The 24624-nt window shown below is 64.5% G+C and carries 29 protein-coding genes; 9 read left to right on the top strand and 20 right to left on the bottom strand.

All coding sequences use genetic code 11. The annotated features are described in order from the left end of the window. Window positions 1-4: 4 nt before the first annotated feature. From BMY03_RS19250 to BMY03_RS19225, 6 genes are all read right to left on the bottom strand, one after another. Window positions 5-751, bottom strand: a complete 747-nt coding sequence (locus tag BMY03_RS19250) for an SDR family oxidoreductase (protein ID WP_023629480.1) — start codon at window positions 749-751, stop codon at window positions 5-7. Window positions 752-846: 95 nt separating this feature from the next. Continuing rightward, window positions 847-2382 (bottom strand): DHA2 family efflux MFS transporter permease subunit, encoded by a 1536-nt coding sequence (locus BMY03_RS19245; RefSeq protein WP_023629481.1) that lies wholly within the window; start codon window positions 2380-2382, stop codon window positions 847-849. Then, window positions 2379-3572: an HlyD/EmrA/EmrK family protein gene (locus tag BMY03_RS19240; protein WP_038706299.1), complete on the bottom strand. Its 1194-nt coding sequence runs from the start codon at window positions 3570-3572 to the stop codon at window positions 2379-2381. Before BMY03_RS19240 ends, BMY03_RS19245 begins: the two co-directional genes overlap by 4 nt. Before the next feature lie 30 nt (window positions 3573-3602). Then, the gene (locus tag BMY03_RS19235) at window positions 3603-4076 is read right to left on the bottom strand and encodes a MarR family winged helix-turn-helix transcriptional regulator (protein ID WP_038706300.1); all 474 of its coding nucleotides are present in this window, start codon (window positions 4074-4076) and stop codon (window positions 3603-3605) included. A 306-nt stretch (window positions 4077-4382) separates the two neighbouring features. Further along, window positions 4383-5522 (bottom strand): glycerate kinase, encoded by a 1140-nt coding sequence (locus BMY03_RS19230; protein WP_094011976.1) that lies wholly within the window; start codon window positions 5520-5522, stop codon window positions 4383-4385. Between the two features lie 110 nt (window positions 5523-5632). Further along, the gene (locus BMY03_RS19225; RefSeq protein ID WP_094011975.1) at window positions 5633-6730 is read right to left on the bottom strand and encodes a sugar diacid recognition domain-containing protein; all 1098 of its coding nucleotides are present in this window, start codon (window positions 6728-6730) and stop codon (window positions 5633-5635) included. Between the two features lie 154 nt (window positions 6731-6884). Here BMY03_RS19225 and BMY03_RS19220 point away from each other — a divergent pair, with 154 nt between their 5' ends. Then, entirely contained in the window at window positions 6885-8216 is a 1332-nt protein-coding gene (locus BMY03_RS19220; RefSeq protein WP_094011974.1) for an MFS transporter, read from the top strand. Between the two features lie 45 nt (window positions 8217-8261). On the opposite strand, the gene BMY03_RS19215 is transcribed toward BMY03_RS19220, so the two are convergent. Then, window positions 8262-9371, bottom strand: a complete 1110-nt coding sequence (locus BMY03_RS19215; protein ID WP_038706304.1) for a DmpA family aminopeptidase — start codon at window positions 9369-9371, stop codon at window positions 8262-8264. 17 nt (window positions 9372-9388) lie between these two features. After that, a complete protein-coding gene (locus BMY03_RS19210) occupies window positions 9389-10753 on the bottom strand; it encodes an APC family permease (RefSeq protein WP_094011973.1) in 1365 nt (454 codons plus the stop codon). Between the two features lie 181 nt (window positions 10754-10934). Between BMY03_RS19210 and BMY03_RS19205 the strand changes: the two genes are divergently transcribed. Continuing rightward, on the top strand, window positions 10935-11732 hold the full coding sequence (locus BMY03_RS19205; protein WP_094011972.1) for a helix-turn-helix transcriptional regulator: 798 nt from the start codon (window positions 10935-10937) through the stop codon (window positions 11730-11732). A 5-nt stretch (window positions 11733-11737) separates the two neighbouring features. Here BMY03_RS19205 and BMY03_RS19200 read toward each other — a convergent pair whose 3' ends face one another. Beyond that, window positions 11738-12619 (bottom strand): LysR family transcriptional regulator, encoded by an 882-nt coding sequence (locus BMY03_RS19200; protein WP_038706305.1) that lies wholly within the window; start codon window positions 12617-12619, stop codon window positions 11738-11740. Window positions 12620-12741: 122 nt separating this feature from the next. On the opposite strand from BMY03_RS19200, the gene argC reads away from it, so the two are divergent. Further along, on the top strand, window positions 12742-13671 hold the full coding sequence (gene argC, locus BMY03_RS19195; RefSeq protein WP_094011971.1) for an N-acetyl-gamma-glutamyl-phosphate reductase: 930 nt from the start codon (window positions 12742-12744) through the stop codon (window positions 13669-13671). Window positions 13672-13905: 234 nt separating this feature from the next. Beyond that, the gene (locus BMY03_RS19190; protein WP_094011970.1) at window positions 13906-14592 is read left to right on the top strand and encodes a GNAT family N-acetyltransferase; all 687 of its coding nucleotides are present in this window, start codon (window positions 13906-13908) and stop codon (window positions 14590-14592) included. Between the two features lie 5 nt (window positions 14593-14597). Here the strand turns inward: BMY03_RS19190 and BMY03_RS19185 are convergent, their stop codons facing one another. Both BMY03_RS19185 and BMY03_RS19180 read right to left on the bottom strand, forming a co-directional pair. Continuing rightward, window positions 14598-15077 carry a VOC family protein gene (locus BMY03_RS19185; RefSeq protein WP_094011969.1) on the bottom strand — a complete coding sequence of 160 codons (480 nt, stop codon included), beginning with the start codon at window positions 15075-15077 and terminating at the stop codon, window positions 14598-14600. An 87-nt stretch (window positions 15078-15164) separates the two neighbouring features. After that, entirely contained in the window at window positions 15165-15485 is a 321-nt protein-coding gene (locus BMY03_RS19180; RefSeq protein ID WP_023632009.1) for a DUF2388 domain-containing protein, read from the bottom strand. A 155-nt stretch (window positions 15486-15640) separates the two neighbouring features. Here BMY03_RS19180 and BMY03_RS19175 point away from each other — a divergent pair, with 155 nt between their 5' ends. The 3 genes from BMY03_RS19175 to BMY03_RS19165 all read left to right on the top strand — a co-directional run bounded on the left by BMY03_RS19175 (window position 15641) and on the right by BMY03_RS19165 (window position 17700). After that, window positions 15641-16132 (top strand): GNAT family N-acetyltransferase, encoded by a 492-nt coding sequence (locus BMY03_RS19175; RefSeq protein WP_094011968.1) that lies wholly within the window; start codon window positions 15641-15643, stop codon window positions 16130-16132. Between the two features lie 82 nt (window positions 16133-16214). Further along, window positions 16215-16823, top strand: a complete 609-nt coding sequence (locus BMY03_RS19170) for a hypothetical protein (protein WP_094011967.1) — start codon at window positions 16215-16217, stop codon at window positions 16821-16823. A 61-nt stretch (window positions 16824-16884) separates the two neighbouring features. Further along, the gene (locus BMY03_RS19165; protein WP_094011966.1) at window positions 16885-17700 is read left to right on the top strand and encodes a protein phosphatase 2C domain-containing protein; all 816 of its coding nucleotides are present in this window, start codon (window positions 16885-16887) and stop codon (window positions 17698-17700) included. Between the two features lie 28 nt (window positions 17701-17728). Here the strand turns inward: BMY03_RS19165 and BMY03_RS19160 are convergent, their stop codons facing one another. From BMY03_RS19160 to BMY03_RS19150, 3 genes are all read right to left on the bottom strand, one after another. Then, window positions 17729-18154 (bottom strand): GNAT family N-acetyltransferase, encoded by a 426-nt coding sequence (locus BMY03_RS19160; protein ID WP_023631773.1) that lies wholly within the window; start codon window positions 18152-18154, stop codon window positions 17729-17731. A 243-nt stretch (window positions 18155-18397) separates the two neighbouring features. Then, entirely contained in the window at window positions 18398-18649 is a 252-nt protein-coding gene (locus tag BMY03_RS19155) for a hypothetical protein (RefSeq protein WP_244891343.1), read from the bottom strand. Window positions 18650-18701: 52 nt separating this feature from the next. Beyond that, window positions 18702-18995: a hypothetical protein gene (locus tag BMY03_RS19150; RefSeq protein ID WP_094011964.1), complete on the bottom strand. Its 294-nt coding sequence runs from the start codon at window positions 18993-18995 to the stop codon at window positions 18702-18704. 106 nt (window positions 18996-19101) lie between these two features. Here BMY03_RS19150 and BMY03_RS19145 point away from each other — a divergent pair, with 106 nt between their 5' ends. Then, the gene (locus BMY03_RS19145; RefSeq protein ID WP_094012037.1) at window positions 19102-19767 is read left to right on the top strand and encodes an SOS response-associated peptidase; all 666 of its coding nucleotides are present in this window, start codon (window positions 19102-19104) and stop codon (window positions 19765-19767) included. Here the strand turns inward: BMY03_RS19145 and BMY03_RS19140 are convergent. The 3 genes from BMY03_RS19140 to BMY03_RS19130 form a co-directional block, all read right to left on the bottom strand. Next, window positions 19761-19949 (bottom strand): hypothetical protein, encoded by a 189-nt coding sequence (locus BMY03_RS19140; RefSeq protein WP_177182937.1) that lies wholly within the window; start codon window positions 19947-19949, stop codon window positions 19761-19763. The genes BMY03_RS19145 and BMY03_RS19140 overlap by 7 nt on opposite strands. Window positions 19950-20212: 263 nt before the next feature. Further along, window positions 20213-20737, bottom strand: a complete 525-nt coding sequence (locus BMY03_RS19135; RefSeq protein WP_094011962.1) for a DUF2514 domain-containing protein — start codon at window positions 20735-20737, stop codon at window positions 20213-20215. Further along, the gene (locus tag BMY03_RS19130) at window positions 20734-21186 is read right to left on the bottom strand and encodes a structural protein P5 (protein WP_094011961.1); all 453 of its coding nucleotides are present in this window, start codon (window positions 21184-21186) and stop codon (window positions 20734-20736) included. The genes BMY03_RS19135 and BMY03_RS19130 overlap by 4 nt, the downstream gene beginning before the upstream one ends. A 143-nt stretch (window positions 21187-21329) precedes the next feature. On the opposite strand from BMY03_RS19130, the gene BMY03_RS19125 reads away from it, so the two are divergent. Beyond that, complete coding sequence (locus tag BMY03_RS19125; RefSeq protein WP_094011960.1) at window positions 21330-22403, top strand: acyltransferase family protein; 1074 nt, start codon at window positions 21330-21332, stop codon at window positions 22401-22403. A gap of 286 nt (window positions 22404-22689) precedes the next feature. On the opposite strand, the gene BMY03_RS19120 is transcribed toward BMY03_RS19125, so the two are convergent. From BMY03_RS19120 to BMY03_RS19110, 3 genes are read right to left on the bottom strand one after another with little or no spacing between them, the layout of a single operon-like run. Then, window positions 22690-23112, bottom strand: a complete 423-nt coding sequence (locus BMY03_RS19120) for a structural protein (protein WP_094011959.1) — start codon at window positions 23110-23112, stop codon at window positions 22690-22692. A 57-nt stretch (window positions 23113-23169) separates the two neighbouring features. Next, window positions 23170-23766 carry a tail fiber assembly protein gene (locus BMY03_RS19115; protein ID WP_269152113.1) on the bottom strand — a complete coding sequence of 199 codons (597 nt, stop codon included), beginning with the start codon at window positions 23764-23766 and terminating at the stop codon, window positions 23170-23172. Further along, window positions 23766-24413 carry a hypothetical protein gene (locus BMY03_RS19110; protein WP_143067570.1) on the bottom strand — a complete coding sequence of 216 codons (648 nt, stop codon included), beginning with the start codon at window positions 24411-24413 and terminating at the stop codon, window positions 23766-23768. Before BMY03_RS19110 ends, BMY03_RS19115 begins: the two co-directional genes overlap by 1 nt. Window positions 24414-24624 lie beyond the last annotated feature (211 nt).

The raw sequence follows: 24624 nt of genomic DNA, 5'->3' as shown, positions 1-24624 counted from the left end.
GGTTCTAGCGCCCGCCGCCCAGGTCGATGAAACTCCCTGTCGAATAGGAGGCCTTGTCCGACAGCAGCCACATAATCGCCTCGGCCACTTCCTCGGGCTTGCCGCCACGCCCCATCGGCAGGCCGGCTTCAAGCTTGCCGACCCGGTCCGGATCGCCACTCAGTGCATGGAAGCCGGTATGGATGTACCCAGGCCGCACACCGTTGACGCGCACGCCCTCGCCCGCCACTTCCTTGGCCAGGCCAAGGGTGAAGGTATCCAGCGCACCCTTTGACGCGGCGTAGTCGACATACTCATTGGGCGAGCCAAGGCGCGCGGCCACCGACGACACATTGACGATCGCCCCACCCTGCCCGCCATGGCGCCGGGCCATGCGCAGCAAGGCATGCTTGGCGCACAGCATCGGCCCGACCACGTTGGTCTTCATCACCTTGAGCAGACGAAACTCGGACATGTCCTCCACCCGGCTCTGCTGGCCGATGGTCCCGGCGTTGTTGACCAGCGCGGTGACAGGCCCGAGTTGCTGGTCGACACAGTGGAACAGCCGCACCACTTCGTCTTCGACACTGGCGTCGGCGCGCACGGCAATAGCCTCGGCCCCCAACGCGCGGACCTGCGCCAGTATCTTCTCGGCGGCCTGGTCATCGGCGTGGTAGTTGATGCATATGTGGTAACCCTGTTGCGCCGCCAACAGCGCGGTGGCGGCGCCTATGCCCCGGCTGGCGCCGGTGATGACGATGACCTTGTCCATGAGCCTGCCAAGTAGTCCCGAAAGGACCTACAAGATTAGGGGAAATACCACCATTTGAAAACGGCAGGCTTATCGGACCTTTCCACAGGTTGGACTCAGTGCCCTGCCGACGCCGGCGCGGCCTTGGCCGTGAACGGTGGCTTGGCCAGCCACACCAGCAGGATCAAACCGGCGAACACCCAGGTCAGCAAGGTGAAGTAGTCCACCGTCGACATCATGTACGCCTGGCTGTTGAGGATCTGTTCAAGCTTCGCGTAGTTCTGCGGGCTGGCCCCGCCCAGTTGTTCCAGGGTCTGGCGGGTGGCCGGCTCGAAGGTGCTGATGTGCTCGCTGAGGTAGGCATGGTGCTGGTCGGCCCGGCGGATCCAGATCCAGGTGGTCAGCGACGCGGCGAAACTGCCGCCCAGGGTACGCAGGAACGTCGCCAGCCCCGATCCGTCGGCGATCTGGTGCGGTGGCAGGTCCGACAGCAGGATGCTCAGGGTCGGCATGAAGAACAGCGCCACGCCGATACCCATGAACAGCTGCACCAGGGCGATGTGCAGGAAGTCCACCTCGTTGGTGAAGCCGGCGCGCATGTAGCAGCTGGTGCCGATCGCCAGGAAGGCGATGCCGGCCAGCAGGCGCAGGTCGAACCGGTGCGCGTACTTGCCCACGAACGGCGACATCAGCACCGGCAACAAGCCGATCGGCGCCACTGCCAGGCCCGCCCAGGTGGCGGTGTAGCCCATCTGGGTCTGCAGCCATTGCGGCAGGATCAGGTTGATCCCGAAGAACCCTGCGTAGCCACCCACCAGCACCAAGGTGCCGATGCGGAAGTTGCGGTGCACGAACAGGCGCAGGTTGACCACCGGGTGGCGATCGGTCAGCTCCCAGATGACGAACACCGCCAGGAATACCACCGAGACCAGCGTGCCGATGACGATGAACGACGACTCGAACCAGTCCAGGTCGTTGCCCTTGTCCAGCACCACCTGCAAGGCGCCGACGCCGACGATCAGGGTCAGCAGGCCGATGTAGTCCATGGGCTGGCGGCTGGTGACCACCGGGCGCGTGCGCATCTGCTGGCGCACCACGGCGGCGGCGAACAGGCCGATCGGCACGTTGATGAAGAAGATCCACGGCCAGCTGTAGCTGTCGGTGATCCAGCCGCCGAGGATCGGCCCGGCAATCGGCGCGACCACCGTGACCATCGCCAGCAACGCCAGGGCCATGCCCCGTTTCGCCGGTGGATATACGGCAATCAGCAGGGTCTGGGTCATCGGGTACAGTGGGCCGGCCACCACGCCTTGGAGCACACGGAAGAACACCAGCTCGGGCATCGACTGGGCGATACCGCACAGGAACGACGCCAGCACGAACAGCAGCGTGGCCCAGATGAACAGCTTCACTTCGCCGAAGCGCCGGCTCAGCCAGCCGGTCAGCGGCAGGGCGATGGCATTGCTCACCGCAAACGAGGTAATCACCCAGGTGCCCTGCTCCGAGCTCACGCCGAGGTTGCCGGAGATGGTCGGCAGTGCCACGTTGGCGATGGTGGTGTCGAGCACCTGCATGAACGTCGCCAGGGACAGCCCGATCGTGGTCAGCAGCAGGCTCGGCGGGGTGAACTGCGCGGGGGCCGCCTGGCTCATCGCTGGGCCGTCTTGCCGGTGGCGCTATTCTCGTGGATCAGCCGGGCGATCAGGTCATCGGCCTCGACCAGCTGGCGGTCGTACACCTCGGTGGTATAGCTGGCCTGCTGCGGCGGTTGCTGGGCCAGGGCCGGACCACTCTGGTCGTGCAGGTCGACTTCGGCGACGGTGGACAGGCCGATCCGCAGCGGGTGGCTTTTCAGCTGCTCAGGGGCCAGATGGATGCGTACCGGTACCCGCTGGACGATCTTGATCCAGTTGCCGGTGGCGTTCTGCGCCGGCAACAGGGCAAAGGCGCTGCCGGTGCCGGCGCCGAGGCTGTCGACGGTGCCGGAGTAGGTCACTTCGCTGCCGTACAGGTCGGCGGTGATTTCCACCGGCTGGCCGATGCGCATGTCGCGCAGCTGGGTTTCCTTGAAGTTGGCGTCGACCCACACCTCGTCCAGAGGGATCACCGCCATGGTCGCGGTACCCGGCTGCAGGCGCTGGCCCAGTTGCACGGTGCGCTTGGCGACATAGCCGGTGACCGGCGCCACCAGCGTGGTGCGGGCATGGTCCAGGTAGGCCTGGCGCAGGTCGGCGGCGGCGGCCATCACTTCCGGGTGCGACGAGACCACCGTGTCGTCGACCAGCGCGGAGCTGGTGTTGAGTTGCTGGCGGGCACTGTTGACGGCGGCCTGGGCCACGGTCAGGTCATCACGGGAGTGGGCGACTTCCTCGGCGGCGATGGCGCCACTGTCGGCCAGCACCTTGCGTCGGTTGTAGTCCTGCTGGGCCTTCTGCAGCTCGGCCTGGCGGGTCTGCAACTGAGCCTTGAGCGAATCGACATTGCTGTACAGCCCGCGCACCTGGCGCACGGTGCGCGCCAGCTTGGCTTCGGCGGCCTGCAGGGCAACCTCGCTGTCGGCCGGGTCGAAGCGCAGCAGCACCTGGCCGGCATGCACCAGGTCGCCGTCGTCGGCGCCGATGCTGGTGACAGTGCCGCTCACCAGCGGAGTGATTTCCACGACGTTGCCGTTGACGTAGGCATCGTCGGTGCTTTCGTGCCAGCGCCCGACCAGGCTGTACCAGGCCCAGGTGCCGGCACCGGCGAGGATCAGGATCAACAACAAAGCGAGCAGCCAGGCCTTGCGCTTGCCCGAGTTGTCAGGCTCAGGGGCCGGGGTGGAGGTGTCAACGGGAGTGGCCATGACAATACCTTGGAAAATGCGTGACTGGGATCAACGGTCGCCGAAACGGCGAATCGTCAGGGGGTCGCCGGCGCTGAGCAGGACCTTGGCAAGCAGTTGCTCGAGGGTCTTGAGCTCCTCGGGCTGCAGTACGCCGACTAGTTCGTTCATTGCCGCCGCGCCGACCTGGGGCAGGCGGTCGGCCAGACGCTGGCCGTCGGCGGTCAGGGCCAGGCGCACCTGGCGGCGGTCGTCGGGGCAGCGGTTGCGCAGGATCAGGCCCTTCTGCTCGAGGCGGTCGAGCATGCGGGTCATCGAACCGCTGTCCAGGCCCAGGTAGCGGCACAGTTCGGCGGGGGTGTCGACCTGGTACTGGGTGACGATGATCAGCACCTTGAACTGGGCGGCCGTGACGCCGTCGGCTTCGAGGTGCCAGTCGAGGATGCGGTCCTTGAGCAGCGCGGCGCGGCCGAGCAGCATGCCGATGGCGCAGGTCTGGAAGTTTTCCGGGGTGAAATGGGACATCGGCGGCCTGCTCGGGTAATTGTGTGAAAATATTACTGCTTAGGCAGTGAATGTCAAAGCCTTGATTAGGATGCTAAATAAATATTCATTGGGAGGGGCTGAAAGCGTCAGCGCTTTGCTGCGCGAGGACAGGCAAGGAGCGCCGCCAGAGGCGGCGCATCGAGATGGGTGGCACCCGCTTGGCGGGCAAGCACCGTCCCTGTGGGAGCTGGCTTGCCAGCGATGAGTCCCTTGCAAGCATCACGAGACAGTTGCATCCACAGGGACCGGGTCAGCTTCATGAAGCCTGGTTGTCTTATGACGTCGTCAGTGTTGGCGCGCCACCTGCCACAACCGCGCCACATCCGCGGCCCGCGCCTTGAGCAACGCCCCAGCCTCGGCACAGGCCTGCTCCAGGCTCATCGGCCCGCTGGCCAGGGCGAAGGCCGCATCGATGCCCAGCCCATACAGTTGCTCGTAACCCGCACCCAGCGTACCCGCCAGCACCACCACCGGCACGCCGTGGCGCTTGGCTACCCGCGCCACACCAAGGGGTGTCTTGCCGCGCAGGGTCTGGGCATCGAAGCGCCCTTCACCGGTAATCACCAGATCCGCGCCCTGCACCAGGGCATCGAGCCCGGCCAGCTCGGCGACCACCTCGACCCCCGGGCGGAACTGCGCGCCCATGAACGCCTTGGCCGCAAACCCCATCCCTCCGGCCGCACCGCTGCCAGGCTCGTCACGCACATCCTTGCCCAGCACACCCGCGCAATGATCGGCGAAGTTCGCCAGAGCCTGGTCCAGAGCCTGCACTTGCTCGGAGTTGGCACCCTTCTGCGGGCCGAAGATCGCCGAGGCGCCATTGGCGCCGCACAGCGGATTATCGACATCGGCGGCAACGTCCACCCGCACCTGCGCCAGGCGCGGGTCCAGGCCGCTGGCGTCGATGCGCGCCAACTGCGCCAGGGCCAGCCCGCCTTCGGCCAGCGGCTCGCCCTGTGCGTCCAGCAGGCGCAGGCCCAACGCGCGCAGCATGCCGCTGCCGCCGTCGTTGGTGGCGCTGCCGCCGATGGCCAGGACAATGCGCGAGGCGCCGGCCGCCAGCGCCGCGGCGATCAGCTCGCCGGTGCCCCAGGTGCTGCTACGACACGCATCGCGCCGCCCGTTGGGCACCAGCTGGATACCACTGGCCTGGGCCATCTCGATCACTGCCGTGCGGCTCTCGGCCAGCCAGCCCCAAGCAGCCTCGACGGGCTCGCCCAGCGGGCCGCGCACCACCTGGCAGCGCAACTCGCCCTGACTGGCGGCGACGATCGCCTCCATGGTGCCTTCACCGCCATCGGCCATCGGGCATTCGATGCGCTCGCAGGCCGGCCACACTTCGGCCAGGCCGCTGGCGATGGCGCGGGCGACACCGGCGGCGTCGAGGCTGTCCTTGAACGAATCGGGGGCGATGACGATTTTCATGGGATTCTCCTGTCCTGTTCCGCGCATGCTGACAGGTGCGCGGTGCACTGGCCTCGGTCGAATGCACAAAAACCAGCGGCGGTTGTTTGGGCGGATGCCTTTGCCAGCCGTCAGTCCGCCGGCAACAGCTGCAACCCCAGGTACAAGCTCAGCATCCCCTCCATGCGCAACGGATCCACCTCGCCAACCTCGGCAATGCGCTCCAGCCGGTAGCGCAGACTGTTGCGGTGGATCCCCAGCGCCTCGGCGCAGGCCTGGCTCTGCCCGTCATGGGCGCACCAGGCGCGCAGGGTGAGCAGCAACTGCCCGCTGGCATCCTTGGCGCGAATGCGCTGCAAGGGTTCGAGCAGCTCGTCCAGCGCATCGTCGTTGCGGTGCCGCCACAGCAACGCCGGCAGCCGGTAGCGGGCCAGGCTCAGCAGGCGCTCGTCGGGCAGCACCTCACGACCGTAGGCCAGCAGGTCGCGCACCCGCCGATAACTGCGGCGCAGTTGCTCCAGGCTCTGCGCCGGGCTGCCCAAGGCCAGGCGCTCGACGTCCCAACCATGGCGTTGCAGGCGCTCGAGCAGGCGCGGCTCGTCCAGCGGCACGCCAGCTGGCCGGCACCATAGCAGCGACTGCCGCGCAGGGCTGACACACCAGCTGTCCGGGTAGCGGCTCATCAGCCAGGCCGAGAGCGCCTCGGCAGGCGGGCCGCCACGCAACTCGAACAGGCAGGCAATGCGTGGCAGGTTCGGTTTGAGCCCCAGCTGCCGGGCCTCATCGACCAACCGCGGCGAGTCGCCGCTGCCGCCCAGCAACAGCGCCAGCAGGTCGTCGCAGCGCTGGCGCCGCCACTGCTGCTCCACCTGCAGGTGGCGCTGGGCCAGGAGCATCTCGGCGGTCATGCGCACCAGCTCGGCGTAGGTGCGCAGTTGCTGAGGATCGCCGGTGAGGCCGAGCACGCCGATCAGCCGGCCATCGAGCATCAATGGCAGGTTGACACCGGGCTGCACGCCCTTGAGGCACTTGGCCGCTTCCACGTCCAGCTCGACGATGCGCCCATTGGCCAGCACCAGCTGCGCGCCTTCGTGGCGGGTGTTGATACGCTCGGCCTCACCACTGCCCAGGATCAGCCCCTGGCTGTCCATCACGTTGACGTTGCACGGCAGGATGGCCATCGCCCGGTCGACGATGTCCTGGGCCAGGTCGTGGTCCAGCTCGAACATGTAAGGATCCTTCGGCTTTGGTCGGCGGCACAGCAGCCCATACCTGACGCTGTGCAAAAGCACAAAGACAGCCGCGCTACACTGCCCGAGACTTTTCCAGGCGAGCGCCGGCACAGGCGACGCGGTGACAACCATAACAACAGAGAACCCGATCATGGCACACAGCCCCGCCCCTGACCAAGGCAACGAGATCACCCGCAACGCGCTCTACCGGCGCATCACCCTGCGGCTGATCCCGTTCATTTTCATCTGCTACCTGTTCAACTACCTCGACCGCGTCAACGTCGGCTTCGCCAAGCTGCAGATGCTCGACGCACTGAAATTCAGCGAAACCGTGTACGGCCTCGGCGCCGGCATCTTCTTCATCGGCTACGTGCTCTGCGGCCTGCCCAGCAACCTGGCGCTCAACCGCTTCGGGCCGCGGCGCTGGATCGCGCTGATGATGATCGCCTGGGGCAGCCTGTCCACCTGCCTGCTGTTCGTCACCACCCCCACCGAGTTCTACACCCTGCGCCTGTTGACCGGCGCCGCCGAAGCGGGCTTCTTCCCGGGCGTTGTGCTGTACCTCTCGCGCTGGTTCCCGGCGGACCGTCGCGGCCGCATCATGGCCCTGTTCATGTCGGCGATCCCGGTGTCCGGGCTGCTGGGCGGGCCATTCTCTGGCTGGATCCTCGACCACTTCGCCGCGGGCCAGCACGGCCTGGCCGGCTGGCAGTGGATGTTCCTGATCCAGGGCTTGCCCACCGTCGCGCTGGGCGCGCTGGCCATCGTGCTGCTCAGCGACGGCTACCAGAGCGCCCGCTGGCTGAGCCCGGCCGAACGCCAGCTGATCGAGGCGGACCTGAAAGCCGACGCCGCCGGCAAGCCGGCCACTCGCGGCGATAGCGTGCTGTCGGTGCTGGGCAACCCGCTGATCTGGACTTTTGGCTTCGTCTACTTCTGCATCCAGAGCGGTGTCTATGCCATCAACTTCTGGCTGCCGTCGATCATCAAGAACATGGGCTTCGACAGCCCCCTGCTGATCGGCTGGCTGAGCGCCATCCCGTACCTGCTGGCCGGTGTGTTCATGATTGTCGTCGGCCGCTCGGCGGACCTGCGCAACGAACGCCGCTGGCACCTGGTGGTACCGATGCTGATGGGCGCGCTGGGCCTGTTGATCGCAGTGAACTTCGCCGCCCACCCGACCATCGCCATCCTCGGCCTGTCCATTGCCACCATGGGCGCGCTGACCGGCCTGCCGATGTTCTGGCCGATGCCGACCGCGCTGCTCACCGCCGGCACCGCCGTGGCGGGCCTGGCGATCATCAACTCGGTGGGACAGATGGCCGGCTTCCTCAGCCCCTACCTGGTGGGCTTCATCAAGGACCAGACCGGCTCGACCGATGCGGCGCTGTATGCGCTGGCCGGGTTGATCATGGTCGGTAGCCTGGTGGCCTTGCGCGTTTCGCGCAGCACCAGCAGCGCCCTGGCAGGCGCTCGCCAGTAAGTGTCGACGAGGCCATCGCGGGCTTGCCCCGCGATGGCCACTACGCTAGTCGCGAGGTTTCCAACCTGCTTCATGCAATGCCGTCAGCAAGGTATCCCCATCCAGCGCCGGCACCACCACCCCTCCCTTGCCCTGCATCGTGCGCCCCGCCAGCAAGGCATTGACGATCGCCTCCTCCACCGCTTCCGCCGCCGCCATGAACAACGCCGAGATATGGTCGTTGTTGAGCATGCGCAACTCGGTGCATTGTTCCAGCCCCTTGCGTGCATAGTCCGCCGGCGGCAGATTCTGGTTACCGGTGGAGAACGCCAGGAAGATATCGCCGCTGGAGTCCTCGGTGCCGCCACCAGTGCGGGCGATGCCGATCGACGCGCGCTGGGCCAGGCGCTGGCACTGGTGCGGCAGCAGCGGTGCGTCGGTGGCGATCACCACCACGATCGAGCCCATGCCCGGGGTGCCCGTCACAGGTTCGGCGAAAGGCGACGGCAAATGCCCCAGCTGGCGCCCCACCGGGTAGCCGTCCACCCGCAACTCGCGCCGCTGGCCATGGTTGGCCTGGACCAGCGCACCGACAGTCCAGCCGCCCTGCCCGTCCTCCAGGCGCCGCGAGGCCGTGCCGATGCCGCCCTTGAACTCGTGGCAGATCATCCCCGTGCCACCGCCCACCGGCCCTTCCTGCACCGGCCCCGGGATGGCTGCCTCCTGCGCCTGGCGTACCTGCGCCGGGGTCACGTGCTGGCCCCAGATATCGTTGAGCAAACCATCGTAGGTTTCCATCACCACCGGCATGCACCAGTACACCGCATCGTCCGGCAGGCGCTCGCGCTCGGCGGCGATCAGCGCATCGCGCACCACGCCGACGCTATGGGTGTTGGTGATGGCGATCGGCGTGGTCAGCAGGCCAGCCTCACGGATCCACTCCAGGCCCGTGGCGTCGCCGTTGCCGTTGAGCACGTGGCAGCCGGCGAAGCAGGGTTGCTGGCGGGCCGCGCCCGCACGGGGCTCGATCAAGGTCACCCCGGTGCGGATCGGTGCCGGGCGTTGTTCGTCGATCAAGGTACTGTGGCCGACCCGCACTCCAGGGACGTCGGTGATGGCATTGAACGGGCCCGGGGTGCCGTGGCCGAGGGTGATGCCCAGTTGACGCGCACGCATGTGTACTCCTTGGATACTCACAATTTCTGGAAGGTCGGGCTGAGCCGGCCGTGGGTGCTGTACAGCGTCACCGACACGGCCAGCAGCCCGAGAATGATCAACAGGTCACGCAAGGACGCCTCGCGCAGCAGGGTCACCAGCAGCCAGGCGGCACCGCTGACCGCCAGCAGCGCCGGCAATGGCCATAGCGGCATGCGGTACGGATGCTCGCGGTCGCGGCGCAGTACCCGGCTGCACAAGGCGCATGCGGCCACCACCAGGTAGATCAGCAGCAACAGCAGCACGGTGAACGAGGTCAGTTCCTCCAGGCTGCCGGACAGGCTCAGCAAGGCCGACGGCACGGCGAGGAACAGCGTGGCCAGCCACGGCGACTCCCAGCGCGGATGGATCAGGGTGAAGGCACGGTTTAGCGTGGGCGTCCAGATCGCGTCGCGCCCGCTGCTGTACACCACCCGGCCGACCTGGATGACGATGGCGACGATGGCGTTGAACACCGAGAGGAAGATCCCCGCGCTGACCAGCCGCGCCAGGGTCTCATTGCCATGGGCGGTCAGCAGGTAGCCGATCGGATCGCCGCTGGCCAGCATTGCCTGCAGCGACGGCGCGCCAATCAACAGCGCCGCCAGCGGGATCACCTCGATGGCCACCACCACCGCCAGCGACCACAGCACCGCCCGGTGCACGGTGCGGCCACGGTCTTTCATGTCTTCGGCCAGCAGCACCGCGCCACCATAACCATTGAAGGCGAACAGCGCCATGCCCACCGCGCCCAGCACCAGTGCCCAGGGCGCGACCGTCAGCGCCCCTTGCTCGAGCATCTGCGGCTGCAACAGGCTAGCCACCGGCTGGCTGGCATTGCCGAAGCCCAGGATCACGATCACCAGCAGCGCGGCGACCTCGCAGAACAGGAACACCCCGGTAATCCAGGCATTCAGGCGGATATTGAGGATACCCAGGGCATAGCTCGACACCACGATCACCAAGGCCACGGTCTGGGTATCGAAACGCGTGCCCAGGGCATTGTTCAGGTAGGTGGCGGCGCCACCTGCGAGCACCGGCGGTATGAACAGCATCGAGGCCAGCACGGTGAGGAAGGTGGCATAACCCGCCAGCCCGCCGAACACGCGCTTGGCGTACACGTACTCGCCGCCAGCGGAGCTGTGGGCGCGCCCCAGTTCGGCGTAGCACCAGGCGAACATCAACGCCAGCGCTCCGGCCATGATGAAGGACAGGAACGCACCACTGCCGGCCTGCTGGATGGCGAACGGGGCAATGACGAACACGGAACTGGCTGGGGTCACCGCGGAAACGGTGATGGCGACCACGTCGAACACACCCAGGCGCTGCTTGAGCGCGCTTGCGGGCTCTTCGCTGGAGCTCATGGCGTTTTTCCTCTGATTGTTATTGGTTGTGAGGGGAAAACCGGTCGCGCGGCCGCTGGACCTGGGCTGGACTGTAGGCCTGGGCAAGCCTTTGGCCAATTACCCTTAGGGGGTACGCCCCTTGACGGGGCGGTGCAAAGCTCTGAACACTGCGGGCCTACCACCAGCCGCGGCGGGCCCCATGCACCATCTATTCACCGAAGCCAGCGCCCACGCCGGCCTTGCCCGCACCGTCGAGCAAATCGGCCAGCCGCGCTTCTGGCGCCAGTTGATCCTGCTGCTGCAGCAATGGCTGGCGTTCGACAACGCCCTGGCGATGTTCTACCCCCGTACCGGGCTGCCCCGGGCACTGGAAATTTTCGACGCACGGGGTGAAGGCAACCCCGAGGCCATGGCCCTGTACCTGAGTGGCCTGTATCAGCTCGACCCGTTCTACCAGGCCTGCCAGGAGCGCATAGGCGATGGCCTGCATCGCCTGGAAGAAGTGGCGCCGGACCAGTTCCGCCAGAGCGAGTACTACCTCAAGTACTTTCACGACCATGTCCTGGAGGACGAGGTGCAGTTCATCGTCCAGCTCGGCGACAGCGGCGCCCTGTCCCTGTCGCTGGGCCGGCGCGAACGGTTCGACAGCGCCAGCCACGGCCTGCTGGCGCTGGTCTGTCCGTGGGTGGTCGCACTGATGACCCAGCACTGGCAGCAGCACAGCTTGCGCCCGACGCCAGTGGCGGGCATGGCCCACCAGGTGCGCGACGCCATGAGCCTGTTCGGCGCCAAGGTGCTGTCGGAGCGCGAGCTGGAGATCGCCCGGCTTATCCTGCGCGGTTATTCATCGAAGGCCATGGCCGAGCGGCTGGCCATTTCACCGGAGACCATCAAGGTGCATCGCCGGCATCTGTACGCCAAGCTGGACATCTCGTCGCAACCGGAGCTGTTCTCATTGTTTCTGCAATCGCTGGGGCACGATCCGCAGGACCCTTGAGCCTGTCACTGGCGCAACCGCCCCAGCGCCTCCAGCACATGCGCGGTCGCCCGCTCCACCTCCCCTTCACGGCAGGCAATGCCGAGCTGACGCCACAAGCCAGGTCGCAATGGCCGTTGGGCAATACGCCCCTGCGGCTGGCGCACCTCACCTTCCTGCGGCAGCAAGGTGGCGCCATACCCGGCGGCCACCAAGCTCTTGATCGCATCGTTGTAGTTCAGCTCGATCCGCGCTTCGGGATACAGACCTGCCGTGGCGAACCACTCCGAGGTGACCCGCGACAGCTGGGTGGTGCTGTCGTTGAGGATCAGCGCCCTGCCGGCCAGCCAGGCCGGGGTGACCCGCGCCGGCGGCTGCCAGTCGGCGGGCACATAGGCCATGATCGGATCGCGCCGCCACGGCGTGATCCTCAAGCCCTTGCCCGCCACCTGCGGCAGCGCCACCAGGCCGATGTCCAGGGTGCCTTCACGCAGACGCGCCAGGGAGGCCTGGGAGGTGAGCACCTGCACCTGCACGTCGATCCCCGGATGATCCACCCGCAGGGTTTCCAGGGCCTGGGGCAGCAGGTGGGCAATGGCGCCGGTCGAGGCGCCGAGGCGCACCCGGCCGGTCAGGCCCTCGACCTGCCGGCGCACCTCGTCCAGCGCCTGGTCGGCATCGGCCAGCAGGCGCCGGGCGCGGGCCAGCAACGTCGCGCCGATGGTCGTGGGGCGAACCTGGCCGCGCGTGCGGGTGAGCAATGGGGCTCCGATGCGCGCCTCCAGTTCCGCCACATGCAGGCTGATGGTCGGGGGCGCCAGGTTGAGCTGGCGGGCGGCCTGCGCGAAGGACGCGCAGTCGGCGATCACCACCAGGGTGCGCAGGCGGTCGAGGCTGATTTCTCGCATGGGGTCTCGCAAGGGCGGCTATCAATTCAGTATTACTGAACGTGGGCATCATGATATTCAAATTTTCTTTCGTCCAGTGAGCAGCGAGGATTAGCCATCACTCCCGTCACCGGACAATCGACATGCATCAACCCCTAGTATTCATCGATGGCGACCAAGGCACCACCGGTCTGCAGATCCACGCCCGCCTGCAAGGCCGCGACGACCTGCGTTTGCTCACCCTGCCCGAGGCCGAGCGCAAGGACCCGGCCCGCCGCAGCGAGGCCATCAACAGCGCCGACATTGCCCTTCTCTGCCTGCCCGACGAAGCCGCCCGCGAGGCCGTGGCCATCCTGCGCAACCCGGCGGTACGGGTGATCGACGCCAGCTCTGCGCACCGCACAGCTCCAGGCTGGGTCTACGGCCTGCCTGAGCTGAACGCCGAGCAGGCCGAGCGCATCGCCACGGCTACCCGGGTCAGCAACCCCGGCTGCTACCCTACCGGCGCCATCGCCCTGCTGCATCCGCTGGTCAACGCCGGCCTGCTGCCCGCCGACTACCCGCTGAGCATCCATGCCATATCCGGCTACTCCGGGGGTGGCCGTGCCGCGGTCGAGCGCCATGAACAGCGCAGCGATGATTACCTGCCGGCGCTGCAGCTGTACGGCCTGGAACTGGCCCACAAGCATGTGCCGGAGATCCAGCGACACGCAGGGCTCAGCGCACGACCGGTGTTCGTCCCGGGCTATGGCGACTATCGCCAGGGCATCGTGCTGAGCATTCCCCTGCAACTGCGCCTGCTGCCCGGGGTCAGCGCCGAGCAACTGCAGGCCTGCCTGGAACAGCACTACCAGGGAGCCCAGCACGTGCAGGTCATGCCCCTGCACCAGCACGGCGCGGCCGCAGCGCTCGACCCGCAGGCGCTGAACGATAGCAATGACCTGCGCCTGGCCCTGTACGCCAACCCCGAGCACGGCCAGGTGCTGCTGACCGCGGTATTCGACAACCTGGGCAAGGGCGCGTCGGGCGCCGCCGTGCAGAACCTCGACCTGATGCTGGCTGGGCTGCGCTAGTGTCCTGTCTCGGAAATACGTTCTCTTTTGGCGAGTGGCTTGGGTGTTCGGCCAAGGCGCCGCGACGAGTCATAGCAGGGCTATGGCGAGGAGTGGCAACGCGGGCCGGGCGCCCAAGACGCCGCCAAAAGTGAACAGCTTATTTCCGAGGCAGGACACTAGCATCTGCGGGTAGAATGGACGCCCGCCTCGTCCGGGGCGGGTGTTTCACACCTTGCCGGAGTTCCACCCGCGATGTTCATCCTCCGCCGCCTTGACGGCGTGCCGCCCGAATCCTTCCAGAACCAGATCCGCCAACTGGTGATCGACCACGTCGGTCAGCTCAGCAGCGTCGCCATCAGCCCGGACAACCCGCTGTACCCGCTGTACCAGTATGGTGTCGGCCTGGAGGTGCACCAGTACCTGATGGCCCTGGACGGCACCCGCGGCCTGCGAGTCGAACTGACCCTCGCCCTGGATGCCGACGCGCCGGACCGGTTGCTCGGCTTTGCCCTGGTATTGCCGGCCCAGGACAACCCGCAAGCCTGCGCCCTCGCCTACCTCGCCGTGGACGCCAACCACCGCCGCAAAGGTATCGCCCGTGGCCTGCTGGATGCCGTGCGTGGCCGCTATGCCTGTGTCGAGCTGAGCGCCTTCGCCCAGCAAGTGCCGTGGTTCGAGAACATGGGCCTGCAGGTAGTCGCCAGCGCCGGGCCGCAGGTATTGATGAGCAGTACCGGCAAGCCCAGCGAGGCACTGATCGGGCGGCTGGATATCGCGCCGATCTACCAGACCGTCGAGGTGCGGCAGATCCATGCCTACCTGCTCAAGCAGCAGGGCGAAGCGGCGATGGTCGAGGCCGAACGGCTGCGCGACGTACGGCTGGATACGCTGGCCGAGCAAGCGAGGGCATGCGTCAGCGAACGCAAGCTCGTGCACTGAAGGGTTCAGCCCTTGATGGCTTTCTCGATGGCGGCGATATCGATCCTGCTCATCTGCAGCATCGCCTCGAACGCCCGCTTCGCCACGCCGCGATCGGCGCTGGCAACGGCCTCGGTGAGTATCCGTGGACTGATCTGCCAGGACAGGCCCCATTTGTCCTTGCACCAGCCACAGACACTTTCACTGCCACCATTGCCGACGATGGCGTTCCAGTAGCGGTCGGTCTCTTCCTGGCTGTCGGTCGCCACCTGGAACGAAAACGCCTCGCTGTGGCTGAACGCCTTGCCGCCGTTCAGGCCAATGCAGGGCACGCCCATCACTGTGAACTCGACGGTGATCACGTCGCCCGCCTTGCCCGAGGGGTAGTCGGCAGGCGCCTTGTGCACTGCGGTCACGCGGCTGTCGGGAAAGGTGCTGGCATAGAAATTCGCCGCGTCCTCGGCGTCGTTGTCGTACCACAGGCAAACAGTGTTCTTGGCGGTCATGGGCACTCTCCTGGGCGGGTCTCACTGCCCACGAGTCTAGCCCCCGGATCCATCCGCCCCGAGCAAGCGCGATCAACGGCTGGCCAGTCAGCTCCCCTGGCAGGCGAAGGCCCGGGCCAGCTCAAGGTCACCCAGCGCGCTAGCGGGGTGCAATTGGCGATAGTCACCCAGCGCCTGCTCCAGGCGTGCGCCGCGCAAACGCCCGTCGCTGGCGATGAACATCAGCGCATCATCGCGGGCGGCCTGGTAGCTGCGCTGCGAGTGGCTGGTGGAGCCGCTCACTGCGGCCGTGCCCAGGCTGGAGCCAACGGTGAAGTGATCGATCGAGTTGCCCTTGCCGTCCATCGCCCACACCGGGGTTGCGAGCAGCAGGAGCAGGGTGCAACGCAAAAGCGGGGCAACAGGCATGCGGGCCTCTTCGTCGGGTGGTCGCGTTGCCACGGATCATCGCCATAAACGCAGGCAGCGGCAAGGTTGCTGTATGCCAGGTTTGCCGGCCATCTGTATCTAACGGCGATTGCCCGCTGCGCCTAGGATCGAAGCCTGTAACCAAGGGAGCTGCCATGAACGAACTGCCAACCACCAGCGATTTTCCCGGGCTGGTCCTGCGCCGCTTGCTGCCGGGCGACCAGGCCATGGTTTGCGCCCATCGCGAGGCCATGTTCCTGGAGGCCGGTGGCGACCCTGTGAGCCTGCGAACCATGACCGAACACTTCCGGCCCTGGCTGCAACCACGCCTGGCCGATGGTCGCTACTACGGTTTCGTGCTGCTGGATGAGGAGCAGCCGGTGGCGGCCATCGGCCTGATGTCGATCGACTGGCCGCCGCACCCGGCGCATCCCTGTCACGAGCAGCGCGGCTACGTGCTCAATGTCTACGTGGAGCCTTCCCATCGCCGCCGGGGACTGGCTTCGAAACTGATGTGCCTGGCGGAGGCCGAGTTCATCCGGCGCGGCCTGGGCTTTGCCGTCCTGCACGCCACCGAGGTGGGCCGGCCGGTCTATGCCGGGCTGGGCTGGGCGCAGACCGCGGAAATGGCCAAGCAACTGGACTGAGCTCAAGTCAGCCGCGCAAGCGCCGATACTTCTCGTGCATCCGCCACGGATGCACGATCTTGCAGTTACTCAAGGAAGATTCATGTCGCGTCACAACCTACCAGCGCTGCTGGTACTGTCACTGCTCCTGTCGCTTGCCGGCTGCAATGCCCTGCCCCGCTCCACCACCGACCAAGCCCCGCCACTTGGCCCGGTGCTGCCGGACAGCGAGGCACGCAATGCCTGGATTGCCCAGGCCCTCGCCCTGGACCCGCTGGCCAGTCAGAACCGTCAACCACCCCCGCGCCAGAGCAACGCGCAAATCGTCGCCAAGCTGCGTCAGAAACGCGATATCCAGCTGCCGGACGCCTACTGGAGCCAATGGCAGCGCAACCTTGATGTCTTCGATGCCGACACTGCGCGCCACAAGGAAACGCAGCGCGCCCTCTACATCGACACCCTCACCGACCAGCTCAAGCGTGTCGACGACCTCACCCTGCAACGGCTGGCCAATGCGCCCGACACACTCGACGCGGCCACCCGAGAGGCCTGGAAACTCCGCCTGATCGAGCGCTACAGCCGCTACATCATCGACAGCGAAGTGAACCGCGACATCATCGACGCCCACCTGCGGCGCATGGCGCTGATGGACCGGCAATACGGCGTCTGCGCCCTGGACAGCGACTGCTGGGACCGCGCACCCAAACCTTGATATTTGACGCACGCCGACCCAGCGTTCAAGGTTGCTGCACCCCATCGATCCGGAGCCCGATATGCATTTCGACCTGATCCAGTCCCTGAGCCTGGCTGGCAAGCCCGATGTCCCCAATGACGACCGCGTCGGCAGTGCCGACCGCCATGCCTGGGTAATCGACGGCGCTACTGACCTCGGCGCTCCCGGCCTGCTGGGTGAGCGCGGCGGCGCGGCCTGGCTCTCGGCCACGGCCCAGCGCGCCTTCTCCGCGGCGTCGGGGCCCCTGCGGCAGGTCTGCGAATCGGTTTTCGTGGCGATTGCCCAGGCTTACCAGCAAGACCGTCAACGTGAGCCGTTGGCCACCTGGGAACTGCCGCGCGCCGCCTTTGCCGCGGTAGCGTTGGAAGGTGATGAGCTGGTCTGCGCCCACCTGGCCGACTGCGTGGTACTGCACCGCAGCGCGAGCGGCATCCACTTCCTCACCCCGGAGCCCGACCGCGAGGCCGAACGCGCCGAGGCTGCGGCACTTGGGCCCGGTACTGGCGCCCACGGCGTGCGGACCCCTGCCGTACTGGCTGACCGGCGGGTTGCCCGTGAGCGTCCCCGGGCCGTGCTTGGCATCGATGCCGAGCTGTCCAGGGAGGGCACGCTCTACAGCCGGGCACCAGTGTCCCTGGGGGACGATGTGCTGTTGATGAGCGACGGTTTCGCCGCACTGTTCGACACTTATCGCGCCTATGACCCAGCCGGTTTCATCGAGCGCCTGCTGGCCCACGGCCTCGATGACCTGGCGCGGACGTTGCGTGGCATCGAGCACGACGATGCGGCATGCCTGCGCTACCCACGATTCAAGATGAGCGACGACGCCTCGGCGATCTGGTTGCGGGTTGGCTGAGACCTTTTCCTGTGCGAAGCCTGCAAGACTAGGCCAATCGCTTTTGCAGAAAATAACGGGTATGCCCAGGCGGGAAATCGGCAATCTCACCAAAAAACTCGAACCCCAGCTTGCGGTAGAAGTCCGGCGCCTGGAAGCTGAAGGTATCCAGCCAGATCCCGCCACAGCCCTTTTTCCTCGCCAGCGCCTCAGCCCTGGCCATCAGCTCGCGCCCACAGCCCTGCCCGCGCATCCGCTCGGGCACCACCAGCAGTTCGACGAACATCCACCCCCCACCCAGCCTGGCGTAGAGGCCACCGACGATTTCATCAAGGTTGGGGTCACGCAGCGTCCAGGCGACGGTGGCCGCTCCAGGCGAGCCGATCACGCCATCATTGAATTCGCGCAAGGGTTTCAAAATTGCATCGTGATGCAGGCTAGTCGCCTGGTCGGTGAAATCGATACGGAGTGTCATGGCAGGTCGTCCGGTTGACCATATGGGAATGCGGCGCAAAGCGCGCCGGATTAAATTTACTTCACGTTGCGCCCTTTGGATATAAGGCATTCGACAGCCGTTCGGCCATACTCCAGAGATGTTTTCCGCGTTTTGGTGAGTTTGGCAAAGTGGCGAAACCCAATGAATTCGGGCGTTTCGCCACTCTGCAAAACTCTGTGCCACACGACAAAACACGCTCATTGGTACAAAAAGTGGTACGAGCTACATCCCCTTCTCCGGCGTTCTGCCGACCACGATCCGTCCTGGCTCGTCCCTCTCCCACTCCTCTGCAGATTCATACCTCAACAGGCCCATGGCCCAGGCTTCTTCGTGCTCCAGTAGAGCCCACGTCCTGGCTGCCTCGGCAAGCTCCAGCATGTCGGACAGCACGCTGGCATCGACTTCCTTTCGCCGGCTGGCGGCATAGGCCATTTCATTGAGCACCGCGGCGCGCCCATCCGGGTCCGTGACCATGGCTGAACTGTCGTAAAGCTCGTCCAGCCACGGCTGCGGTATGCCCGCCAGGCTACTCAACACGGCACCACCAGGACTGCGCATAGAGCACACCGTCTACATCCTCAACGCCCGTGATGTTCAGCCCAAGACTGCCCATGCCATTCACCTTGGCATCCAACAGGCGCGGGATGATGTCTTCGCCCGGGGCCGGATTGAACACCCAGGCCTCAATGCAGCAGCGCCCAAGAGCTGCGCTATGGCACTCGTGTAGGTGAACGTCGGCCCTGAGCGGTTTGACCTTCGCGAGCTTTTCGTTGGGGATCGCTACGCCGCGCTCTCGACGGCGAACAAGGAGGAAGTACATGCGGCACCAATACTGTATATCTATACAGTATTTGACCATTCAAACGGATGACCAGGCCAGTACCGCCCGGCGGGCTATGCTTCTGGCTCAAGCAGGAGGACCGGACATGTGCGGAAGGTTGACCCAGTACCGCGGGATCCATGACTTCGTTGAGACGCTGAGCATGCCAGAAGCCTGGCGGAACAACGTCGGAGACCAGGACCTGGGGCGGTACAACGTCGCGCCGACCACACAGGTCGCCGTGCTCCGGGTAGATGACGCAGGCCCGAGGGCGGACCTGGTGAGATGGGGGTGGAGGCCGCACTGGGCAACCGACCGCGCCGCGCCGATAAACGCCCGCGTCGAGAAGGTGGCGCACGGCCCCTTCTTTCGGGCGATCTGGCCGCATCGAGCGATCACGCCGGTGGATGGCTGGTATGAGTGGGTGGACGAAGGCGGGCCGAAGAAGCAGCCCTATTACATCCGCAGGCGAGATGGGCGCCCTGCCCTGTGCGCCTCAATAGGTCAGTTCGCCGGCAATGAGCACGACGGGTTCGTGATCATCACTGCCGACGCCCAGGGCGGCCTGGTCGATGTGCACGACCGCCGGCCGGTCGTGCTGTCGCCTGATCTGGCGGTTGAATGGATCGCAGCAGGCATGCCCAGCGAACACGCGGAACAATTGGTGCTGAACCTGGGTGAGCCGGCAGAGGCGTTCGAGTGGTACCGCGTTGGAATTGCCGTTGGCAACGTGCGGAACCAGGGATCAGCGTTGATAGAGCCGGCTCAGTGACGGGTCAGAGGCTGGTGCCCAAGCGCGTAGAGTTGGTAGTCGGTCACAGCCTGGTAAGCGGACTCTGCGATCACCCGAAGGCGCTCGACTTCCTCTGCAGGAACCCCGGCGGCTTGAGCATTGTGGTAAGTACGCAGCGCCTCAAGTGCCTCGAGCAACAACGGCTCTCCCGCCTCTACCATTCCCTCGATCGTTCGTTTCACGACACCGCCCCAGTACGTTGACCAAAGCAGTATAGGTCCAAGCCCGCCGCAACCGACACCGCTTTAAGTCAACATCCGATGCCATGCCAAAGTAGCCAGTGCAATAACGCAGACCCAGAGCGCAACCATTGCCCACGCCTCTGCCTCACTCTTCAGATCATTCCTTCGCATAACCTCTCCTTTGCCCGCTTAACGCCGAAACCATCGCAATCTGGTTGCGACCAAACACCACAGATCAAGGTTCATTCTGGTTGTACCAAAGGACGACCTTCCTCCAACAAGCTGCCATAGGACGCCTCGCAGGCCAGGCCAGCTATTCGGGCTCGGTCATACGCTGACGCCAGCTCTCCCGCTCGAGCATCAGCCCGTGCGAGCAGGTCGGAGAGCACCATGGCGGCGCGGCGGGCTGCCTCGCCTCGAGCGGCAACGGCGGGATCCGGGCCGGGGCAACCGACGGTGGCAGCGAGGTTGCCGGCTTCGTCGTGCAGCCGCTGGCCAGCAGCATCAGCCCCAGCAGCAGCGGTTTCAGCGATCGTTCGTTGTCCCTGAGCATGCGCCCTCACCTCCTCGTGTGCCGCGGCGCGGCGATGTTCTTCTTGGCGTTCTCCCCGCTCGCCCAGCACCTCGGCCAGGCGATCGCCGCTGTCCCGTTGCGCAGATGCTGTTGCTGCCTCGGCGCGCTCCACCGACCGACCGTGCTGGTAGACGAGCCAGTACGACCCGAACACGGCCAGCAGCGCGATCACGCGCACGCCCCAGCCTTTCACGCCAGCGCCCGCCGTACGCCCTCATCGATGACGGCGCCCTTGTACGGGTTGCCGCCGTTCTCGTGGATGATGATGCTCTCCACGAACACCCACAGCGTGTAGCGATCCTTGATATCGATCGGGTCGGTGATGCCCACCCCCAGGCGCTTGGCCACAGAAGCGGCATAAGCCTGGGTGTCGTTCTCGTTGCTAGGTGCCCAGCGGTTGATGGTCTCCAGCACCGTGTCGATGCCCTTCTCGCCCACGCCGGGCATGCCGTCCTTGCCGCGGTAGTTGATCAGCAGCTTGCCCAGGGCACGGATGCCATTCTCGGCCGAGTCGAAACGGGCGAAGCGCGGCTTTGCCACGCCGACCTCGATGCCCAACTGCCCCTGCCAAGCGTTGTGGTGGTTGTAGTCGATGCTGCCGGAGTTGTTGTTGCGTACACCGCGTGCGGTGGATCGGGTCATGGATTTTCTCCTGGCGAGAAAAGCCCGCGACCTGTCGGGCGCGCAGCCAAAATCACCAATAGTATCTGAAAGCGAAATTTTGGTATGATGGCCGTTTGATCAAAAAAATCGGCCTTGAGAATTTCTAAGGAAGGGACTGCCACGTGAGCAACACACTGACCATTGGTCAATCTACGACACTTAACGCAATACGAGCATTGGCGGCATTTGCCGTACTTGTTGGCCATACACTATCGGGCGTCACACCTATAAGTTGGTTTGGCAAAATAATGCCCTTTCAGAGCTTAGCGGTAGTAGTATTTTTCTGGCTATCAGGATTTCTAATTACCTATCATTGCCTGACCCGCGAAAAATACAGTTTTAGTGAGTACATGATTGACAGATTCAGCCGAATTTATGTCCTGTACGTTCCTGCACTAATAATTTCCTTCCTGGTTTTTGTTCTATTTATTGGCCGGACTGCCCCAACGGCCTGGGACTGGATTGGCCACCTACTGCAGTTGCAGCACACGCCATTTGCACGAATGATAGACGGCATACCACCAATTACCGTATTTGGTGGCAATACCGTTCTCTGGACAATTGCCGTTGAGTGGTGGCTGTACGTATTCTTCGGCATCGCTTTCTTCTGGCGTGACATGTCCGCTGTTGAGCGAATGTTTGCTACTGTTCTCGCCATCCCTGCAACTTTGGTAGTTGGGTACTTCACGATTTGGGAGTCGGTAGCGTGGGAGTGGTTCCTTGGTGCCGCTTTCGCATACATTTACGTATTCATGCCTCGGGTGAACTGGAAGCAAGTACTCGTTCCACTTGCAGCTGTAATCTTCGGCCTGCTGTGGAGATTCAAAAAGCTTTCCCTTGCTAGCCACATGAATATGTATGATCAGCAGCTTTTGCTTCTAACTGGTGTGGCCATGATGTTCATTATCCTTGCGAGCACCAATCTTCGCGTTTCTACTCCTGTTAAGTGGATTGCTACCAAAGGCGCGTTCCTGTCGTATGCAATGTACCTGACGCATGAGCCAATCCGGGTGTTGCTGAGCACGCAAATGAACTCTGCAAAGCCTCTCAATGCTTGGCTATCTATCCTTATCTGCGTTCTGTTCTCGGCAGTCTGTGCATGGCTGCTAGAAGATAAGCACTTGACCCTGCGCAAGTGGCTAAAAAAGAAGATCGCACCTCGCGAAACACCTCTTGCTGCGTCGTCGACTTTGTAGGTTCCTAGCACATTACATATCATTGAAAAGCCCGCTTATCGCGGGCTTTTTATTTAAATTTAACTTCGCCCCCTGGGATGGAAGCACCATGTTTTTATCATGCTGAGCGTTTAAAATTTTGTGGAATACAAAAACGTGGAGTTGAAAATCCGCATTCGCCCTCACCTCCTCTTGCGCGTCGACGCGCCGTTGCTCTTTGCGAGCCCTGCAGATCGACCGTGCTTGTACACGGGCCAATACGACCCGGCCACCGCTAGCATTGCAGTCACCCGCACGCCCCAGCTATTCAAGCTAACGCCCTTCGCAAGCCCTCAGCGAACACCGCCGGCGGGTACTCGTAATTCGCGTTTTCGTGCTTGATGATCGCGAGCACCAGACCGCCTAGGACCTGCTGGTTCTTGATGTCCTTGATCGGATCGCTCGGGGAAAGACCGCAACGCTGCGCCACGGTGCGGATGTAGACATCGGTGTCGTTCTCTATTTCCGGCGCCCAGCGTTTGATGATCGCTGCCACATTGCGCAAGCCGTGCTTGTTGTAGTAGGTCTGCAACAGCTTGCCGAGCGCACGAATGCCATTCTCCGGCGTGTCGAAGATGCAGAATCGGCCGCCGGGCTCTTTACCGATCTGGCCAACCCAGTTGTTGGCGGGGTTGAAATCGATGTTTCCCGGGTTGCGATTGCGCACGCCGCGGGGAAGCAATTTGGTCATGGTTTTCTCCAGGCAAAAAAATACCGCCTCTCGGGCGGTCGGTGGGTTTGGTGTGGATCAGGCCGGCGGCGCGGGCCAGTCGATTTCGATGGGATAGCCTGGCTGTTCGAGCACACGGTTGAGCGCAACGCGATAGCGCTTCCAGTCTTTGAGCAGCGCGGCCTCGACCTCCGTTGCTTCGTCCAGGTCAACGGCATCCTGCAGCGGGGCAATCGCTTGGTCGGCCTGAACACGGCGGCGCGCAATCTCGGCCACGGCTTCCAGACGCTGCTGCTCAAGCAGGTCCGCCGCCTTCTGCTCTGCTGTGATGACCTGACTCCAGTCGATGACGCCTGTAGCTGCCGGCTCTGCGTCACGCACATCCTGCCCTGGCAGTTGCACTGGGCCTTCAGCAGGGTCAACGATATCGACCGGGAACCGCGCCGACTCCGTCGCATCAGCAGCGTGCGGCAGGCGCAGTGTGACAATCAGCTTGCCGTCGTGACGCTCAATCGGATCGTGCATGAACGCGCTGCCCACTGCTGACGCAGGAAGCGAGGCACCCTCAGGCAAGCGGGCGAGGTCCAGCGCAACATTGTTGATCGTCAACATGTCGCCCAGGCGGAACACCGACAGTTGAGCATCAGAGCGAACAGGTGAAAGCTTGATGATCATCAGAACCACCGTCCTTTGATTTGCAAGAAGTACGAGAAGCCACCGATGGTGATGCCGGTGGTGTTGAAGATGTGCACGCGCATCGAGCTCGCACCGGAGACGGTGAACGGGAAACCAACGGTGATGCGTGCCGCCAGGCCGGTGGTCACGCTCGTCGATAGGCCAGCGTTTCCGGTCGGCGTCGGGATGCCGATGAACGGCGCCGGGAATGTCACGCTGATCTCGACACCCGTGTTGGTTGCGACCGATTGCGAGTTGGAGCCAGTGATGAAGCATTCGAGGGTTCCGTCCGCATACTTCGTGTACTCGCCGTTTGCGTTGCTACCGCGCTCGATGATTGCCCCCGTGGGCACGCCGCTCGCCTGGCTGACGGTGCCGACGATATCTGCGGCAGCTGCGGACTTCAGGCCAAGGCCAGCTCGTGCCTCTGCCGCCGTCTTCCCCCCTGTCCCGCCCTGGGCGATGCTGAGCGCCGTGGTCAGGCCGGTCAAGGATGTGATATCGCTGTTTACCCCGCGCCCAGCTGCACCGATGTTCACCCTCAGGGTGGCAATATCTGCGGCTCCACCAAACAGGGCCATGGTTGAGCCAAACTGGTCAACAAGCTGCCGCAGGCGGTCGGCGGATTCTTTTACGTAGCCCTGCATGGGGGCAAGCCCGTACCTCCCGCCTGTTACCGTCGCGCCTTGATAGGCTGGAAGGATGCTGATTACCGTCGGACTGGCAATGTTGGACAGTTCATAAACCTTCCCATCAGGGCCAATGAACGCATCACCCACGCGACTGTTAGCGGGAAAATCTGTTCCGACACCAACCACCGTTGTCTGCCCAGCGGTGATCGAGACAGTACCCTGTCTA

The organism is Pseudomonas soli, from assembly GCF_900110655.1.
Classification (GTDB): domain Bacteria; phylum Pseudomonadota; class Gammaproteobacteria; order Pseudomonadales; family Pseudomonadaceae; genus Aquipseudomonas; species Aquipseudomonas soli.
This window is presented reverse-complemented; position numbering and strand designations above follow the sequence as displayed.

Coding starts and splice junctions, on each gene's coding strand:
- BMY03_RS19250 (WP_023629480.1), bottom strand. CDS start 751: ATGGACAAGGTCATCGTCATCACCGGCGCCAGCCGGGGCATAGGCGCC.
- BMY03_RS19245 (WP_023629481.1), bottom strand. CDS start 2,382: ATGAGCCAGGCGGCCCCCGCGCAGTTCACCCCGCCGAGCCTGCTGCTG.
- BMY03_RS19240 (WP_038706299.1), bottom strand. CDS start 3,572: ATGGCCACTCCCGTTGACACCTCCACCCCGGCCCCTGAGCCTGACAAC.
- BMY03_RS19235 (WP_038706300.1), bottom strand. CDS start 4,076: ATGTCCCATTTCACCCCGGAAAACTTCCAGACCTGCGCCATCGGCATG.
- BMY03_RS19230 (WP_094011976.1), bottom strand. CDS start 5,522: ATGAAAATCGTCATCGCCCCCGATTCGTTCAAGGACAGCCTCGACGCC.
- BMY03_RS19225 (WP_094011975.1), bottom strand. CDS start 6,730: ATGTTCGAGCTGGACCACGACCTGGCCCAGGACATCGTCGACCGGGCG.
- BMY03_RS19220 (WP_094011974.1), top strand. CDS start 6,885: ATGGCACACAGCCCCGCCCCTGACCAAGGCAACGAGATCACCCGCAAC.
- BMY03_RS19215 (WP_038706304.1), bottom strand. CDS start 9,371: ATGCGTGCGCGTCAACTGGGCATCACCCTCGGCCACGGCACCCCGGGC.
- BMY03_RS19210 (WP_094011973.1), bottom strand. CDS start 10,753: ATGAGCTCCAGCGAAGAGCCCGCAAGCGCGCTCAAGCAGCGCCTGGGT.
- BMY03_RS19205 (WP_094011972.1), top strand. CDS start 10,935: ATGCACCATCTATTCACCGAAGCCAGCGCCCACGCCGGCCTTGCCCGC.
- BMY03_RS19200 (WP_038706305.1), bottom strand. CDS start 12,619: ATGCGAGAAATCAGCCTCGACCGCCTGCGCACCCTGGTGGTGATCGCC.
- argC (WP_094011971.1), top strand. CDS start 12,742: ATGCATCAACCCCTAGTATTCATCGATGGCGACCAAGGCACCACCGGT.
- BMY03_RS19190 (WP_094011970.1), top strand. CDS start 13,906: ATGTTCATCCTCCGCCGCCTTGACGGCGTGCCGCCCGAATCCTTCCAG.
- BMY03_RS19185 (WP_094011969.1), bottom strand. CDS start 15,077: ATGACCGCCAAGAACACTGTTTGCCTGTGGTACGACAACGACGCCGAG.
- BMY03_RS19180 (WP_023632009.1), bottom strand. CDS start 15,485: ATGCCTGTTGCCCCGCTTTTGCGTTGCACCCTGCTCCTGCTGCTCGCA.
- BMY03_RS19175 (WP_094011968.1), top strand. CDS start 15,641: ATGAACGAACTGCCAACCACCAGCGATTTTCCCGGGCTGGTCCTGCGC.
- BMY03_RS19170 (WP_094011967.1), top strand. CDS start 16,215: ATGTCGCGTCACAACCTACCAGCGCTGCTGGTACTGTCACTGCTCCTG.
- BMY03_RS19165 (WP_094011966.1), top strand. CDS start 16,885: ATGCATTTCGACCTGATCCAGTCCCTGAGCCTGGCTGGCAAGCCCGAT.
- BMY03_RS19160 (WP_023631773.1), bottom strand. CDS start 18,154: ATGACACTCCGTATCGATTTCACCGACCAGGCGACTAGCCTGCATCAC.
- BMY03_RS19155 (WP_244891343.1), bottom strand. CDS start 18,649: ATGGTCACGGACCCGGATGGGCGCGCCGCGGTGCTCAATGAAATGGCC.
- BMY03_RS19150 (WP_094011964.1), bottom strand. CDS start 18,995: ATGTACTTCCTCCTTGTTCGCCGTCGAGAGCGCGGCGTAGCGATCCCC.
- BMY03_RS19145 (WP_094012037.1), top strand. CDS start 19,102: ATGTGCGGAAGGTTGACCCAGTACCGCGGGATCCATGACTTCGTTGAG.
- BMY03_RS19140 (WP_177182937.1), bottom strand. CDS start 19,949: ATGGTAGAGGCGGGAGAGCCGTTGTTGCTCGAGGCACTTGAGGCGCTG.
- BMY03_RS19130 (WP_094011961.1), bottom strand. CDS start 21,186: ATGACCCGATCCACCGCACGCGGTGTACGCAACAACAACTCCGGCAGC.
- BMY03_RS19120 (WP_094011959.1), bottom strand. CDS start 23,112: ATGACCAAATTGCTTCCCCGCGGCGTGCGCAATCGCAACCCGGGAAAC.
- BMY03_RS19115 (WP_269152113.1), bottom strand. CDS start 23,766: ATGATCATCAAGCTTTCACCTGTTCGCTCTGATGCTCAACTGTCGGTG.
- BMY03_RS19110 (WP_143067570.1), bottom strand. CDS start 24,413: ATGCAGGGCTACGTAAAAGAATCCGCCGACCGCCTGCGGCAGCTTGTT.